Below are 14966 nucleotides of genomic sequence, written 5' to 3'. Positions count from 1 at the left end.
AGGCCGACCACCACGACGAGGAACGAAGGACACCATGGCGCTGATGACGAAAGTCCGGGCACAGCTCGGCATTCCGGGAAAGAAGCCTGCCGAGACGAATGAGACCGCGGAGCTTGTGGTCGATGATCCGCGCGCGGACGGTGCTGCTCAGGCTGAGGGCGTGCAGGGCGCTGCGCCGGCGGACGGCGCAGCCGATGAGGCCGCCGAGCCGAAGAAGAACTGGTGGCAGCGCCGCCGGGAAGTGAAGCACCTCCAGGGCACGTTCGACGCCTACCCTCACCTGCTCGCGCTGAAGCCGAAGGAGAAGTACCTCTTCCGCTCCGACTACTTCGAGGTCGACGGCGCGGTCGCCTGCATCCTGGCGTACTTCCACGGCGACGCCGCGCACGACAACTTCGCCGCCTTCTGGGGTATCGACCGGATCCCGGACGGCCTGGACGAGCGGGTCACCGCCGTCGTGCTTGAGCAGGTCAAGCGGATGGATGAGAAGTGGATCGACTCGTACACCAAGCAGTCGGAGAAGCTGGACCGGCTGGATGCGTACGAGCAGGAGGAGACGGGCACGACCTCCTCCAAGCGCAAGGCCGCGAAGATCTCCGGTGACCTCGGGATCACGATCGGCGAGATCCAGGACGGTGCGAGCTACCTCTCGGTGCACAACCGGCTCTTCCTCAAGGCCCCCGATCTGGCGGCCCTGGACGACACGATCGACCGGGTCACGCGTCTGTACATCGACCGATTCGGCACGCTGAAGGCTGCGCCCTACGCCGGCGAGCAGCGTCAGGAGCTCTCGGGCCTGTGGAAGAACAACGAGAAGAAGAAGGGCAAGGGCTTCCACTTCACCTCGACCGAGCTGGCCGGCTCGTACTCGCTGGTGACCAATGGCCTCAACGACCGAGGTGGCGAGTACGTCGGCTACATGGTCGGCGATGTCAACAACAGCGCCGTGCTCATGGACGTCAACGCCTACGACCACCACGCGATCGTCGCCGACGCCACGCTCAGCGAGTACCTCGACCGCCAGCGGGTGACCAACATGTGGTGCTCGAAGATCTCGCAGGCGGCGCTGCTGAACAACGGCCAGGTCGTCCACCTCATCCTCGACGGAGCGAACCTCGACAAGCTCGGCCCGAAGTTCGAGCGGCTCACCTCGCGCGTGGACCTGAATCAGGGCGACGTGAACATGTTCGAGATGTTCGGCGAGGAGGAGGACGAGCTTACGGTCTTCTCCGCCCAGATGGAGAAGCTCAAGCTGATGTTCGAGCAGCTCTACGAGACCAGCGACGGAGCGATCGGCTCGATCATCCGCAGCGCCCTCGAAGACACCGCGACCGACTTCTACATCGAACAGGGCATGTGGCGGCACAACGCCAAGGAGCAGCGTCACCGCCTGCGCGTGGTGAACATCCCGCACACCCAGGTGCCGCGTCTTCAGATGTTCGTCTCCTACGTGGCAACCGCGCACAAGACACTGCTGAACTCCAGCAAGACCGACCCGGACCAGCTGCGCGCCTACAACGTGCTCAGAGGCATCGCCAACGCGCTGCTGAGCACCAACGGCGACCTGTTCAACAACCACACGGCCTCGGCCGTGGACGGGGTCCGGGATTCGCGGCGCGTGGTCTACGACTTCTCGCGGCTCATGCGCCGCGGCAAGGGCGTGGCGATGGCGCAGCTGGTGAACATCGTCGGTTTCGCCGTCGGCAAGCTGGGGCTCGGCGACACGGTGATCATCCACGGGACCGAGCGCATCGACGACCGGGTGAAGAAGTACATCAAGGACCAGTTCGACCATATGCACGAGCGCGGCGGCCGGGTGGTCTACAGCTACAACGACGTCGACAAGATGCTGGCCGACAGCGACTTCAACAAGTTCGACGCCGCGGACTACACGCTCTTCGGCCCGATGCGCGACGGTGCGGTGGTGGAGTACCAGAAGCAGCTGCACCAGCGGATTCCGCCGGATCTCGCCCAGCTCATCACGACCAAGGGCGAGAACCTCACGTACCTGCGCCGGGGCGTCTCCAACGTGGTCTTCCACCTGGACCTGGCACTGGGGATCAACCCCTACCGCGAGGCCCAGCGCAGGCAGGTCCACCTGGAGGCGGCCAGGGCCGAAGAGGCGGCGCGGATGGACGCGATCATGCACGACAAGCCTGCACCGGGCGCGAACCTCACCAGCATCCGGAAGCACAGCGAGGGCGGCGACGGCGAGGCTGACGCGGGCCAGAGCGACGGCGGCAAGCACCGCGACGCCAAGAAGAGCCTGCAGCAGCCCGAGGACGGCGCGACGCGGCCAGCGAGGAAGCCCAAGCCGAAGAAGCTGGTCAAGGCGTGAGCGAGGTCAGCACTGATACGAGGGCGAGGAGTAGGGGAGAGGCGATGAACGGGACGATCACGGCGGTGGCGCGGCTGCGTGCCTGGGCCGGCCATGGCGGTGGCAGAGCCCGCCAGGGCAGGCTCGTGCGCGGGCTCGCCCTCGTGCTCCTGGCCGCGCTGTTCGTTCCGGTCCTCATGATGGCGACTTCTTCGCCGGCGTCCGCGGACGACCAGAAGGAGCGCGACAACTACAGCCTCTACCAGCTGGCTTCGAATGCGAGCTCGTACTTCAGCGAGAAGAACTCGCCGTCCAACGACAAAGGCATGCACGAGAACTGGAAGCCGGTCACGAGCAGTCCTGCTGCGGGCGGTTCCATGCTCGGCTACGCCGACTCGGAGTTCAGCCTGGGCAACATCGTGGGCTGGTTCTTCGCCGAGGTCTCGGGGTCCTCGCAGACCGTCACGTACGAGACCCTGGCAGCGAAAGACGACAAGGGCAACGCGAAGTACTCGGGCATGCTCGACTACGCGCACTTCGGAGCGGCCAACAACGACCTTGGCCTGGACACGATGTCCTCGGGCATCGGCGGCCAGATCGTGAGCGTGATCGCAGGCTCCATCATCTGGGTCCTCTACGCCCTGGCGCTGGCGGTCGGCACGCTGTTCTACGTCATCCTCCAGTTCCTGAAGCTCATCAACCCCTTCATGTGGTTCTACAGCGCGGTCGCGGCGGTCAATCCGACTCTTGCCGAGGGTATGACGGGAGGTGACACCGGAGGCGGCGCGCTCTCGGGTCTGCAGCACTGGATCAGCGGCTGGTACGGCCTGCTCGTCGATATCGCGTGGCAGGCGCTGGTACCGATCTTCATCGGCTTCCTGCTCATCGGCCTGGTCATGTTCAAGAAGATGGACCGGGGTTCGGCGATCAAGAAGCTGATCGTGCGCGTCGTCTTCATCGGCGTCGGTCTGCCGCTCATCGGATCGATGTACACCAGCGTGCTCGACAAGTTCGACAACTCGGTTCTCGGCCAGCATGCCGGTCCGACGCGCGTCGTGCTGAGCACCTACGTCGACTTCGAGGCGTGGATGATGAACGACCGCCTCGGAATCCCGGACCAGGCCACTGTCTCCTGGAACGGCGACCAGGCCAGCTCCGACGCGATGATGTCGGTGCGCACGAGCGCGCTGGCGATCAACAAGCAGTCCCACGGAGCGACGTTCAACGGCCTCAGCATCGGCACGAAGGCCAACGACGCCGAGTCGGCCTGGAAGGACGGCACGGTCTCCGTCGGCACCGGTGCGTCGGATGACTTCAAGGCGGTGTTCTCGACCTTCGGGATCATCGGCAAGTACATCGGCAGCAACGAGATCGCAGCTTCCGACTTCGAGTCGGGGATCAAGAGCTCGATCACTCAGCTGGACGAGAGCGCGGATGTCAAGAAGAGCTGGTTCGTCGACAAGGACAGCTACGGCGACGTGGAGGGGTTCGGTGAGGAGAAGGGGCCGAAGCCGGACGATCACCCGGTGATCTCGACCGATGGCACGGGCCTGACCTCCTCTCGTCCCGGCAAGGACTCGACGGTCTTCACGACGACGGGGGCAAAGGCCGGCTGCGGCTTCACGGTGGGTAAGACGCCCTCCTCGTGCAACCTGTCTCCCCTGGCGGCGTACAACTACCTCAACACCGGGTTCAGCCCCAGCTCGCTGAACATGTACAGCTCGAACAACGCCACGTCCGGCTTCACCCGCGAGAACCACATGGCCGTCAGCCAGGTGGGCACGGGTCCGGCGAAGTTTATGTACTGGTCCAACACAGCCACGGTCCTGGGTTCCATCGTCCTGCTCGGCTTCTGGTACGCCATCGGCATGCTGGTCGGCTCGGTCAAGCGGATTTTCGGCCTCGTAGCGGCCGTGCCGTTCGCGACATTGGGCGCGATGGCCGCGATCGCCAAGGTGATCGTCTACTCCATGGCGCTGATCCTGGAGGTCCTCGTCACGCTGTTCATCTACCAGTTCGTCTCGGAGTTCCTGATCTCGGTCCCGGACATCATGGCCGGACCCGTGTCGAGCTTCATGAGCCCGGGCGGCCTGTGGGGCAGCGCCGCGCTCGGCGGGATCATCGTAGTGATCCTGACGTTCATCTCGTCGCTGCTGATCATGGGCATCACCTTCGCTCTGTTGCGGGTCCGCAAGACGGTGCTGCAGGCGATGGACGAGGTGGTCACCAAGCTCGTGGACAAGTTCCTGGAGACCAACACCACGCCGAAGCCGGACAAGGGCGGGCTGATGCCTGCTCTGGCCGCAGGTGCAGGGGCCGGCGCGGGTATGGCCATGGGCAACAAGCTCGCCAACGGGTTCAACAGCAAGACCAGCGGCCCGGCGTCTCCGAGCACGGGCAAGCCGACGGGCAAGACGGCGTCGACGAACGCCGGCGGCACGAACGGCGACACCGCGGCGCTGACCGCGGGCAAGCAGGCGCTGGCCCTGGAGGGCGGCGGCGAGGGTGGCCCGGGCGATCCGAAGAGCCCGGCGGACGGTGGTCCTGGCAGCGGTGGCTCCGGTGGCGGCAGCGGTCCTGCTGGTGCCCTGGGCGCGTCCGGCCAGGGCGACGGTCCCGACGACAAGGGCGGTCCGCTGCAGCTGACAAGTGGTGGAGCAGGCAGCTCGCACTCGGACAAGCAGACGGCACAGAATCTGAGCAACCGGGGCGGCCTGTCGAACCTTGGGTACGCCTCGGACGGCAACAGGGTCATCCCCGGCGAGGTTCTGGCCTCGTCCACGGAGCCGTCGAGCTCTCGCGGTGGTGCTCAGGGGCAGAGCAGCGCTGACAGCGCTGGTTCTGTTCCGACCAGCGGAGGCCGTAAGGCCGTCGCCGGTCAGACGGGCCCGGCGCAGTTCGGCATGGGTGCCCAGGGTGCGCAGAGCCAGCAGGGCAGCAACCAGCAGGCTGCACCGCAACGCTTCAGCGGCGGAGCCACTCCGGGGCTTGTGCCTGTCCCTGCTTCCGAGCAGCCGGCCTCGCCGAGCACACGTCCGACGCGCTCCGCTCAGGGCACCCCGGCTCCGAGGCAGCTGGAAGCCGGAACGTCGGCTCCTCGTCCCGTGGCCGCTCCGGTTTCGGGTCAGACTCCGGCTCGGACGCAGGCAGCGCGTCAGCCGGGTGCGATCCAGGCGTCGACGCCGACGCCGCGCCAGGCGCCCGCCCCGCGGGCTCAGGCTCCGCAGACGTCGGCTCCTGCACCGGCTCCTTCGCCGCGGCAGACTCCGGTTCCGCGTCCTCGTCCCCCTCGTCCCCGTCCGCGCCGGGCTGCCGATCCGGCCCCTCAGAGCGTGGAGACTCCGGAGCCGCAGCAGCGGCCGGCCAGTGGTCTTCGCCAGGGCCGGCGCGAGAAGCCGCAGGACTGATCGGGCGAGCGTGGAGGGCTGACGCACCCGGTGAGAACGACCATTGCGATCGTCCTCATCGGGTGCGTCGTCTTTTGCGCGGCAGGAGGAGAAGGGGAAGAGCATGAGGCTCGGATCGAGGCTTCGCGGCGAGTTCCCGCGCGGCTGGTGTCGCTCGGCGCGATGGTGGATCACCGGGATCCGCGACCTGGCATTGAGCACTGCGGCGGCCGTGGCCACCGTGGTGTTCGTCGGTGAGATGAAGCGCGCTGTGCGGCATCGCGACGAGCCGCGCACTCTGGCGCGCCTGTCCGGCACGTTCGAGGGGTACGTGGCCAGTCTCTTGATCAACAGCGCAGGCTTGGTCGTTCTGGTCACCATGGCGATCGAGGACGGTCTGCCTGTGGTGCTGACGGCGTTGCTGGCTGGGTGGTGTCTGCTCAACATCGCCATCAGTGCAACGGTGTTCGTCGTGCTGACGCGGTCGAGGATCCGGCAGTCGGCAGCGTGGGCTGAGCTGGATTTCGTCGAGCAGCACGCGCCGAAGTACGGCCGGCCACCGGAGACGATTGAGGAGTACCGGGCGCTGCAGCTCCAGGAGTAGGTGTCAGGGAGAAGACAGAACCCCGTGGACGTGATGTCCACGGGGTTCTGTGCTGCCTGGGTGGTGCGGCATCAGCTGTGCTGGTTGCAGTCCTTGGCCATCAAAGCCTTCGCCTGGTCGCTGTCGGCGGGGATGAGCTGGACCTGGTCGATCGAATAGGCGAAGGTGTACCCGAGCGTGATCATGCTGTTCGACATCGAGATCGAGCCGGATCCCGGGTCAGTGCCTGTCTGGTCGGAGCCGTTGACGTCGTCCCAGAGCACACTGGTCCGGCTGTCGTTGATCGTGCCGGTCGAGAGAACCTGATACTGATCCTTGTCGGTCTTGCCGTCCTTGACGATCGAGCCGTGCTTGATGTCGTCGAGGGCCTTCGTGGTCAGCTGGCACTGCTGGTCGCCAGCGGTGACGTTGATGTACGTGATCTTGTGGCCTTCGACGGCTGCGATGCCGCCGCGCGCCCCGTCGGTGATGGAGATGTAGGCACCGTCGAAGCTGGAGGCCTGGCTGCTGCTGGGGCTCTGCGAGGAAGCAGCATCGCTGCTCCCGCCGCAGGCGGTGAGCATGAGAGCACCCGCGGCCAGGGCCGCGGCGGACACGGCGATCCTGGTCCGCGTCGCACGTGCGGTCCTGGTGGAGTTCATGGTGTTCTACCTTCGTTCATTCTGGAAAGTCGGTTTGGGTCAGCTCTGTGGAGGCTGGGCTGGTGGCATCGGCGGAATCGTAGGCGTCTGACGCGGCGACAGCAGGATGAGGACTGCAGCTACGGAGCCCATGGTCCCGAAGCCGTCGATCATGCCGATCAGGCCGGCGACGATGCCCACGACCCCGGCGGTGACGCGGGACCAGTTCGCCTTGCGGATGGCTGCCACGACAGAGGCAGCGATGGCCACGAGCATGATGAAGAGCAGGAAGCCGCCCTCGTCGCCGACCTCGTCGCTGAAGTAGTTGACCGAGAAGCCCATGGCTGAAGCGACCGGCATGAACAGCGAGATGATCGCCAGGAACGCCGCGGCGGGAAGGATGAAGGTGGCCAGCCCCCTCAGCTGGGGCAGTCCCGGACGCGAGGTGCTCTGCTGCATCGAGCGCGCGGCACTCTGCGCGGCGGGGGCAACGCGGTTGCTGGAGAACTCCTTGGCTCCAGAGTTCTCGACGGTCGGCGCGACCTTGGTGTTGAAGGAGTCCCGGGCACCGTTGATGACCTGCTTGGCTCCGTCGGCCATCAGCTGCATCGACGGATCACGAGGCCGGCGCTCGGGAGCGATCAGCCCGGCATGAACGGCGGCCTGATACTCGGACATCGTCGGCTCGCGGTGATTGCGTCTGCTGGAACCCGGCGGCCCACTGCTCAGCCGTCACAACGGGCGGAACCCGCGGTCGCGGCGGCACGGCCTGTGACGCTGTTGCATGGCCCTGTGTCGGCTGCTCGGGTAACTGAGGCTGATCCTCAGTCATGATCGCCCCCGCTTCCTCTCGTTCAGCCCTGCGTGTCCAGGTGGTGTCCTCTTCCAGGGACCAGCGTCTCGGCTCCACGGTTCCACACCGCATCCCCGAGACCCGCATCCCGACCACGCCCGGGAGCCGCAGCAAGCCTCCTTGAGGACCACCTGACCGACTTCCGATCCTTGTTTCCGTACATCAGCGTCCCGTACATGAGCGCTTACGAACGCATTCACAAGCGCACTATCAGTATTGCAGATCGATATGCCGGATGTACCACCTAACGATAGAAGGCCAGTCAAAGTCGCCTACGGATAGGTGACTTCGACTGGCCAGGACTCAGCTGTCAGGCGTCTTCTTGGAGGTTGCCGAGTCGATGCTCAGTCAGCGCCAGCGCGACCTCGGACTGGTTGAGCGCGTGTTCGCCGTCCTGAATGCGCCACTGAAGACGCTGCACCGGCGGGGCGTCTGCTTCCTGGAGCGCCAGGTCACCGAGCCCGCGCAGCTCCGCGTACGCACCCTGCAGCTGTTCTTCGTGGTGTGCCGACCGGACCTTGAGGCGGGCGACCCGCTCTTTCCACCAGCCCACCCGCGACTCGCGGTCGAGCGTGGTCTTCCCTTCGAGCCAGGCACGGAGTTCGGTCTGGTCGACGTCGCTCGGGAGCCCGGTGGCGAGGGGCCCCTCGGGTTCCGGCATGTCGATGGGGATGTGCGACAGCAGCACCGCGGGGGTCGCGTCGAGCGCGTAGGCGATCGCGACGAGGTCGTCGACGGTCACGGGGCGAGCGCATCCCTCCATCTCCGCAAGGGCGTCGGCCGAGATCGGGTGATCGAGCATCCGGAGCACATAGGCCAGCTCGTCGATGGTCAGCTCGCGCAGCTGGCGGTAGTGGGTGATGGCGTCGGACACAGCAAGGGACGTGGGAAGGGACGACGGCATGCATCGATCATAGGCGTGCCCGGCGCGACCTCCGGGAGGGTTGTCATATAGCCGCTGAGCGTCGCCGCATAGAGCCGCGACGGGGCCTGGGAGAGGCATGGTCCGCGTCCTCGCATATCTTGTGGTCTGTGGGGTTGCGCTCAGAGCGTCGCGGTCGAGGGGCTACTTACCGACGGCAGCATGGCACCTCGGGCAGCATCCGCCGCAGGCGCGGCAAGACCGACACCGTGGAGACTGGAGCCACAGCCAACTCGTCACCTAGACCGGCCTGTCAGTAGAACGGCTCCAGCAACTGGTCACCAAGGCCGACAGCCTGACACCAGCGGTGACACCTCGGTCTTCCTGGGCCGCGACGCGGCCCAGTCGTCCCACACCTCATCCGGTGCGGGGCTCTGGCGCGTGCGGGGCCGTCAGTACAGAGCGGCCTCGAAACATTTGGTGATCCAGTCAGACAGAGGCACCACAGGCACGTCGCAGACAGTGAGGTACGGCAGTCCGGCCACGATCGAGCCGGGACCGAGTGACGTCTGACCACCAGGCAAGTAGTGACACGCACTGGACAACGATAGACCTGATTGACTAGTTGATACACGAGTCGATAGGCTTTTCAGGTAAGCCTTGATAGGTGATTCAGTGAGGAGCTACTCGCGAGAGCTTGACATGCGCCGGGAACCGACTCGACATGATCGCTATAAACAGAGCGCCAACAGTGCAACACCCAAGGCCATCTGCCAGCGTGCGTGAGGCGCAGGAGCCCCGGATACCCAAATCGGCACCCTGCGGATCACGGATACGCTACTGCCGCGTTCGGCCAGCAGCCACGACCTGTCAGCCATGCCCGCTCTTAGGCAGACCGTTGAACCCTGAGCCGAAATAATCTGGAGCATCCAATTGCGCAAAGAAACTGCCGAGTTGACGGAATCACAGTACAGTGCCGCACGCATTCGAGCTACATGGGGCGGAACGGGTAGCGTCACGGACGCATCGAAGGCGTTGGGCTTCTCGCGGGCGACGGGCTATGCACTGGTTCGTCGGGGCGAGTTCCCGTGCAGGGTCCTCAAGGTTGGCCGCTCGACTCGCGTCGTCACCGCGTCCTTGCTGCGCGTGCTTGATAGTGGAGAGCCGGAGTACAACGCTGCCCACGCCGAACGCCACGCGACGTCGTAGCCGTTGCTCAACGAAGCCTCGCCGGAGCGTACCGACAGGGGCTTCGTTGTCTCGCTCTCTCACTGATCTGTGACGGGAGCAAGCCGTGTGTGCCTGACCAGGCGGAAGGCGCATTCAGAGCAGAAGGAATTGCGGCTTATCGCCAGCACTTCAGAAGGCCCGCTGAAATAGGCCAGTTAAGGGGGTGCATGCCGCAAATCAAGAAGGTCACGTTACAGAGCGGCAAGGTCCGTTACCGCGCCGTCGTCGGCATGAGCTACGAAGCTGAAGGCAAGCGCAAGCAGCACATCGTCACGATGGACACTACCAAAGAGGCGCGTGACGAGATTGCCCGCATCCGCAATCAGCGGGCGACGGGCAGTTCGTCACGCTGAACAAGATGCCGGGTTACCTCTCGGAGGTCGAGACTTGCCCTTCTACGCGCGCGGCGCAGCATCCGGCCCGAACCCCTCAGGCGGAACACCTCTCTCACGGATCACTACCATCTACGACTCCACGGGTGCCGATTCGCAGGTATCGACTCCATTGCCACCTCCGAATCAACGGCCACAGCAGCGAACTCGGGCAGCCTTGGCGCGGTCGCCCGCCAGGAAGGGTGAGGCATGTCAGAAATCAAGAAGATCGTGCTCAAGAACGGCAAGGTCCGCCACCGGGCGGTCGTCGACGTCGGCCGCAACGAAAGCGGCGGACGCAAGCAACTGACCATCACGATGGACACGAAAACGGAGGTGAAGAACGAGCTGTCCCGCATCCGCCACCAGCGGAGCACGGGTACGTTCATCGCGCCCAGCAAGATGACGGTGTCCGAGTGGCTCGATGAATGGCTGGCGAAGAAGGAGCAGGACATCGAGGAGAGCACGGTACAGGGCTACAGGAACGCCCTCTGCCACGTGCACCAGTACCTCGGCCACCTTCGGCTCCAGGAGCTGACCGAAGATCACGTCGAGTCCATGGTCGCCTGGTTGCTTGTCGCCGCGCGCAGGCGCGGCGGCACACCGGGAACCGGTCTGCGGACCTCGACCGCAGAGGGCGTGCTCGGCCGCCTGAAGGAGGCACTCGGACGGGCCCGCGTGCGCAAACTCGTGCACGACAACGTCGCCCAATATGTCAAGATCCCGCGCCGCGCCCGCAAGCAGGACAAGCGCGACAACCCGCGGCCCAAGCCGTGGAACGTCGTCGAGGTCAAAGACTTCCTGCTCGGCATCAAGGGGGACCGCCTCTTCGCCCCACTGATGCTCAGCCTCATGGGCCTGCGCCCGGCCGAGGTCGCGGGCCTGCGGTGGGAAGACATCGACTTCGAGGCCGAAACGCTCACCATCGCCAACACCCGCACGATGATCGGCAACGCACGGGTGCACGAGAAGGACACCAAGACCGAGGCCGGCGAACGCGTGCTGCCGCTGCCTCTGCCGGTCAAGCAGGCCTTGCTCGCCTTCAAGGTGCTCCAGGAGGTGGAGCAGATGTCGATGGGTTCTTACTACGTCCCGTCCGGCTACATGCTGGTGGACCACCTCGGCCAGCCCCTGACCACCCGGCACCTGCGCGAGCACGCGTACGCCCTGATGGCGAGGGTCGGACTGCGGCGGGTGAAGCTGTACGAGGCGCGCCACATGTGCCTGACGTTCCTCGCCGTCAACGGCGTCGTGGACGTCATCCTTGCGGCGTGGGCCGGACACTCCAACGCGTCATTCACCAAGCGCGTGTATGTCCATCCGGTCGCCGAGGATCTGCGCGTGGCGTCCGACCACCTCACCCGGCTGTTCGGGCTCGAAGACCCGGCAGCGGCCTGACATCCGGGCGTGTGAGAGATTGTGAGATTTTCGCTCTCAGCGATCTAACAAAACCGCCTCTGACCTGTTGACTCTTGTGGATCACTAGAACATGCTCCCCATCATAACGTCATGTACGTCCTGTACATTTTTTACAGGACCTCTCCCGGAGGAGCGTGTGTCATGACCCGACCGTCCGCCCGCCATGTCCTGCCCGAGTTCACCGAACGCACCAGTTCGGGGAGCCGGACCATGGATCCGTACTCGAAGCTGCTGGAGGAGCGGATCGTGTTCCTCGGTACGCCGATCGACGACGTGTCGGCGAACGACGTGATGGCGCAGTTCATGCACCTCGAGTACCAGGCGCCCGACAGGGACATCTCGCTCTACATCAATTCCCCCGGCGGCTCGTTCAGCGCGATGACGGCCGTCTACGACACGATGCAGTTCGTCAGCTGCGAGGTGGAGACCATCTGCCTGGGGCAGGCGGCGTCGGCCGCGGCGGCGCTGCTCGCGGCCGGCACACCGGGCAAGCGGTACGCGCTGCCGGGCGCCCGCGTACTGATCCACCAGCCGTCGCTCTCCGAGCCCGTCCAGGGACAGGCGTCCGACCTGGCCATTCAGGCCGACGAGTTGATGCGTACCCGTGAGCAGTTGGAGGAGATGCTCGCCCGTCATTCGGGCCAGAGCCGGGAGCGGATCGGTGCGGACATCGAGCGGGACAAGATCCTGGACGCGCAGGCGGCGCTGGAGTACGGACTGATCGACCGGATCGTCCCGAGCCGGAAGTCCACCCAGAGCGCACGCGGCGCGAGGTGAGCGGCCGATGCTCCCACCCGAGTTGCCGCCGCTGCCGGCCCTGACCCGCGCCGAGGCCGAACTGATCGACCGTTACCTTGAAGTGGTGGACCTGCTCGGCCGGATCAACCCGGCCCACTCCGGGGACACTTACCGGGGGCTGCGGGCCGCCCAGGCCCTGGTCGGCAAGGCTGCCGCGCTGCGTGACGCACTGGCCCTGATGCACCAACGCGGCGAGCACGAGGTGCACGCGCCGACCCTGGCGCGGGCGCTGCGCGTCCTCGACGGTGAGCGCCGAGCGGGCCGGATCGCGCTACCGCCGCGCTCCGACAGCTGACGTACCGCCACGGACCCGGCGTCACGCAGGCATCTGACGGGACGTCCGGGTCAGAGTTCAAACGGACCGAAAGGTGTACCACCGAACAGCGTAGCCAGAGCTGCTTTTACAGGCCCGTGGGAGTTGCGCAACATGTGTAGCCTCCGTACGGAATCAGACGTTCCGGTGCTGGTACGAGGGTCGTCGACCCCCTCGACGCCCTCCCTTGGGAATGGCTGTCCACCCGAACGGGTGAGTGGTGAGTAAGCCCACAAATCGCCGATTCCGCTCGGCTTTTGGGACATCCGTGCGTCAAGATCCCTTCCGACGACAAGCCCCCGCCACAAGCGGCGGGGCGATCCGGGCGGACGCCGAGTCCTGCCGCCGCCCGGATGACCGGTCGACAGAAGTGGATCGGCAGGAGTGGAGGACCCAGGCACGACGGGTCGCCGGAACGGTCACGCCATGACCGGGCCGAGCAGCCCTTGGGGTGAAGCCGCGTCAGCGGCCGGGCAACTTCGCCAGCCCGAATCCGACAGGTCATCCTTCACAGGCGGCTGACGAAGGGTTGCGCATGACTGCGCTCAATCGTGTCCCGTCGCTGTTCAGCAGGGCCGGTACCGCATCGGCTCTCACCATCGCCGCTGTCGGCGGCGGCATCGTGGCCCCCGGATTCACGTCCGGCGCGGAAGCGGCCACACCCGCGACGAAGGCACTCCAGGTAGCGGCCTCCAAGAAGGGCTCCCCGTACAAGTACGGGGCCGTGGGGCCCAAGCGCTTCGACTGCTCCGGTCTCACGCTCTACTCGTTCAAGAAGGCGGGCAAGTCCCTGCCGCGTACGGCTGCCGCGCAGTACAACAAGACGAACCATGTCTCCGCTTCGAATCGCAAGCAGGGGGACCTGGTCTTCTTCCACTCGGGCCGGAACGTCTACCACGTCGGCATCTACGCCGGGAAGGGACGGATCTGGCACTCCCCGAAGACCGGGGAAGTGGTGAAGCTCCAGAAGATCTGGACGAAGAGCGTCTGGTACGGCCGGGTCAGGTGACCCGCCCGGAAGGTGGCTGCGGTGATCGCCGCGGCCACCTTCCGGGGCCCGGTGCGTGATATTCGCGGCAGAGTGGTTACTCCTTCACTTATGGGCGACCTTCATCACCACGAGGAGCGCAACGAGACGCGGCTCGAGCGCGCCGACCGCAACTTCAACGAACTGCTCCAGGAACTGCGGGTCACGCAGACCGGGGTGCAGATCCTCTTCGCCTTCCTGCTCACCCTCGCGTTCACCCCGCGCTTCCCCTCCCTGGACACCTTCCAGCGCACCACGTACGTCGTCACGCTGCTGCTCTCCGTACTGGCCGCCGCCCTCTTCACGGCCCCGGCCGCGCTCCATCGCCGGCTCTTCCAGCAGGGCGCCAAGCCCCAGGTCGTGAACGCCTCATCGCATCTGGCCCAGATCGGGCTCGGCGTGCTCGCGCTCGCCCTCTCCGGTTCGGTCCTGCTCGTCGTGGACGTGGCGACGGGCCGGGCGGGCGGCATCGCGGCGGGTGCGAGCACCCTGGTCGTCTGTGCGGGGCTGTGGGCGCTCATCCCCCATCTGATGCAGGGCTCCGCCGACAAGGACTAGCGAGCCCTTCACGCCACCAGCGGGGCACGGCGCTCAGTCCGCTCTCACGGGCTGCACCGGCGCCGTCCACGGCAGCATGATCGAGACCGTCTTGCCACCCTCTCTGGTGGGCCGGACCGTCAGCTTGCCGCCGCACTCGACCGTCAGCCAGCGGACGATCACCATGCCGCGGCCGTTGTCCTGCTGGACGGCCGCGGGCAACCGTTTCGGGAAGCGCGGGTGACTGTCGGTCACGCCGATGCGCAGTTGTTCGTCGCGGTCGAGTTCGATGTCCACCGTGAAGGTGGGCGACTGCCCGAACGTGTGCTGTACGGCGTTGGTGGCGAGCTCCGAGACGATGAGCCGGACCGTGTCGGCCGCCTCCGTGTCGGATGGAAGTCCCCATTCGGCCAGCACGTTCATGACGTATGTGCGGGCGGCGTAGACCGAGGCGGGATCGCTCGGCAGAGTGACGGATGCTTCCTGGTGGTCTGCCATGGCGAGGTCGTCCCTTTCCCACGGGACCGGAGTCCGACACGAAGCGGATGACTTCGAGTACGGTCCCGGACTGGTGCTTGCGCCAGAGTGCCACTACCTCGGCGTTCACGGTGGCGATCCACCGAGATATG

General features: G+C 65.8%; 14 protein-coding genes and 1 riboswitch. Of the genes, 10 read left to right on the top strand and 4 right to left on the bottom strand.

Features of this window, described 5'->3' with window-relative positions; all coding sequences use genetic code 11:
* Positions 1–43: 43 nt before the first annotated feature.
* The 3 genes from QF035_RS43925 to QF035_RS43915 all read left to right on the top strand — a co-directional run bounded on the left by QF035_RS43925 (position 44) and on the right by QF035_RS43915 (position 6307).
* The gene (locus QF035_RS43925; RefSeq protein ID WP_307527206.1) at positions 44–2338 is read left to right on the top strand and encodes a hypothetical protein; all 2295 of its coding nucleotides are present in this window, start codon (positions 44–46) and stop codon (positions 2336–2338) included.
* A 44-nt stretch (positions 2339–2382) separates the two neighbouring features.
* Positions 2383–5724: a hypothetical protein gene (locus tag QF035_RS43920; RefSeq protein ID WP_307527204.1), complete on the top strand. Its 3342-nt coding sequence runs from the start codon at positions 2383–2385 to the stop codon at positions 5722–5724.
* Positions 5725–5827: 103 nt separating this feature from the next.
* Positions 5828–6307, top strand: coding sequence for a hypothetical protein (locus QF035_RS43915; protein ID WP_307527202.1), 480 nt, complete (start codon positions 5828–5830; stop codon positions 6305–6307).
* A gap of 71 nt (positions 6308–6378) precedes the next feature.
* On the opposite strand, the gene QF035_RS43910 is transcribed toward QF035_RS43915, so the two are convergent.
* The 3 genes from QF035_RS43910 to QF035_RS43900 all read right to left on the bottom strand — a co-directional run bounded on the left by QF035_RS43910 (position 6379) and on the right by QF035_RS43900 (position 8684).
* The gene (locus tag QF035_RS43910; protein ID WP_307527200.1) at positions 6379–6948 is read right to left on the bottom strand and encodes a hypothetical protein; all 570 of its coding nucleotides are present in this window, start codon (positions 6946–6948) and stop codon (positions 6379–6381) included.
* Between the two features lie 39 nt (positions 6949–6987).
* A complete protein-coding gene (locus tag QF035_RS43905; protein WP_307527198.1) occupies positions 6988–7605 on the bottom strand; it encodes a hypothetical protein in 618 nt (205 codons plus the stop codon).
* Between the two features lie 485 nt (positions 7606–8090).
* Positions 8091–8684: a DNA-binding protein gene (locus QF035_RS43900; protein WP_307527196.1), complete on the bottom strand. Its 594-nt coding sequence runs from the start codon at positions 8682–8684 to the stop codon at positions 8091–8093.
* 891 nt (positions 8685–9575) lie between these two features.
* Here QF035_RS43900 and QF035_RS43895 point away from each other — a divergent pair.
* The 7 genes from QF035_RS43895 to QF035_RS43865 all read left to right on the top strand — a co-directional run bounded on the left by QF035_RS43895 (position 9576) and on the right by QF035_RS43865 (position 14358).
* On the top strand, positions 9576–9851 hold the full coding sequence (locus tag QF035_RS43895; RefSeq protein WP_307527195.1) for a helix-turn-helix transcriptional regulator: 276 nt from the start codon (positions 9576–9578) through the stop codon (positions 9849–9851).
* Between the two features lie 188 nt (positions 9852–10039).
* Positions 10040–10225 carry a hypothetical protein gene (locus QF035_RS43890; RefSeq protein ID WP_307527193.1) on the top strand — a complete coding sequence of 62 codons (186 nt, stop codon included), beginning with the start codon at positions 10040–10042 and terminating at the stop codon, positions 10223–10225.
* Positions 10226–10453: 228 nt separating this feature from the next.
* Positions 10454–11641: a site-specific integrase gene (locus tag QF035_RS43885; RefSeq protein WP_307527191.1), complete on the top strand. Its 1188-nt coding sequence runs from the start codon at positions 10454–10456 to the stop codon at positions 11639–11641.
* Between the two features lie 162 nt (positions 11642–11803).
* Positions 11804–12439, top strand: coding sequence for an ATP-dependent Clp protease proteolytic subunit (locus tag QF035_RS43880; RefSeq protein WP_307527189.1), 636 nt, complete (start codon positions 11804–11806; stop codon positions 12437–12439).
* Between the two features lie 7 nt (positions 12440–12446).
* A complete protein-coding gene (locus QF035_RS43875) occupies positions 12447–12755 on the top strand; it encodes a hypothetical protein (protein ID WP_189843834.1) in 309 nt (102 codons plus the stop codon).
* Between the two features lie 416 nt (positions 12756–13171).
* Positions 13172–13305, top strand: a riboswitch (cyclic di-AMP (ydaO/yuaA leader).
* A gap of 3 nt (positions 13306–13308) precedes the next feature.
* Entirely contained in the window at positions 13309–13782 is a 474-nt protein-coding gene (locus QF035_RS43870; protein ID WP_143643028.1) for a C40 family peptidase, read from the top strand.
* Between the two features lie 90 nt (positions 13783–13872).
* Positions 13873–14358 (top strand): DUF6328 family protein, encoded by a 486-nt coding sequence (locus tag QF035_RS43865; RefSeq protein ID WP_307527186.1) that lies wholly within the window; start codon positions 13873–13875, stop codon positions 14356–14358.
* Between the two features lie 33 nt (positions 14359–14391).
* Here QF035_RS43865 and QF035_RS43860 read toward each other — a convergent pair whose 3' ends face one another.
* Positions 14392–14835, bottom strand: a complete 444-nt coding sequence (locus tag QF035_RS43860; protein WP_189843836.1) for an ATP-binding protein — start codon at positions 14833–14835, stop codon at positions 14392–14394.
* Positions 14836–14966: the final 131 nt, after the last annotated feature.

The sequence above is a fragment of the Streptomyces umbrinus genome (assembly GCF_030817415.1).
GTDB lineage: Bacteria > Actinomycetota > Actinomycetes > Streptomycetales > Streptomycetaceae > Streptomyces > Streptomyces umbrinus_A.
The sequence above is the reverse complement of the archived record's forward strand: the minus strand, read 5'-3'. Positions and strand labels throughout refer to the sequence as shown.

Coding starts and splice junctions, on each gene's coding strand:
- QF035_RS43925 (WP_307527206.1), top strand. CDS start 44: ATGACGAAAGTCCGGGCACAGCTCGGCATTCCGGGAAAGAAGCCTGCC.
- QF035_RS43920 (WP_307527204.1), top strand. CDS start 2,383: ATGAACGGGACGATCACGGCGGTGGCGCGGCTGCGTGCCTGGGCCGGC.
- QF035_RS43915 (WP_307527202.1), top strand. CDS start 5,828: ATGAGGCTCGGATCGAGGCTTCGCGGCGAGTTCCCGCGCGGCTGGTGT.
- QF035_RS43910 (WP_307527200.1), bottom strand. CDS start 6,948: ATGAACTCCACCAGGACCGCACGTGCGACGCGGACCAGGATCGCCGTG.
- QF035_RS43905 (WP_307527198.1), bottom strand. CDS start 7,605: ATGTCCGAGTATCAGGCCGCCGTTCATGCCGGGCTGATCGCTCCCGAG.
- QF035_RS43900 (WP_307527196.1), bottom strand. CDS start 8,684: ATGCCGTCGTCCCTTCCCACGTCCCTTGCTGTGTCCGACGCCATCACC.
- QF035_RS43890 (WP_307527193.1), top strand. CDS start 10,040: ATGCCGCAAATCAAGAAGGTCACGTTACAGAGCGGCAAGGTCCGTTAC.
- QF035_RS43885 (WP_307527191.1), top strand. CDS start 10,454: ATGTCAGAAATCAAGAAGATCGTGCTCAAGAACGGCAAGGTCCGCCAC.
- QF035_RS43880 (WP_307527189.1), top strand. CDS start 11,804: ATGACCCGACCGTCCGCCCGCCATGTCCTGCCCGAGTTCACCGAACGC.
- QF035_RS43875 (WP_189843834.1), top strand. CDS start 12,447: ATGCTCCCACCCGAGTTGCCGCCGCTGCCGGCCCTGACCCGCGCCGAG.
- QF035_RS43870 (WP_143643028.1), top strand. CDS start 13,309: ATGACTGCGCTCAATCGTGTCCCGTCGCTGTTCAGCAGGGCCGGTACC.
- QF035_RS43865 (WP_307527186.1), top strand. CDS start 13,873: ATGGGCGACCTTCATCACCACGAGGAGCGCAACGAGACGCGGCTCGAG.
- QF035_RS43860 (WP_189843836.1), bottom strand. CDS start 14,835: ATGGCAGACCACCAGGAAGCATCCGTCACTCTGCCGAGCGATCCCGCC.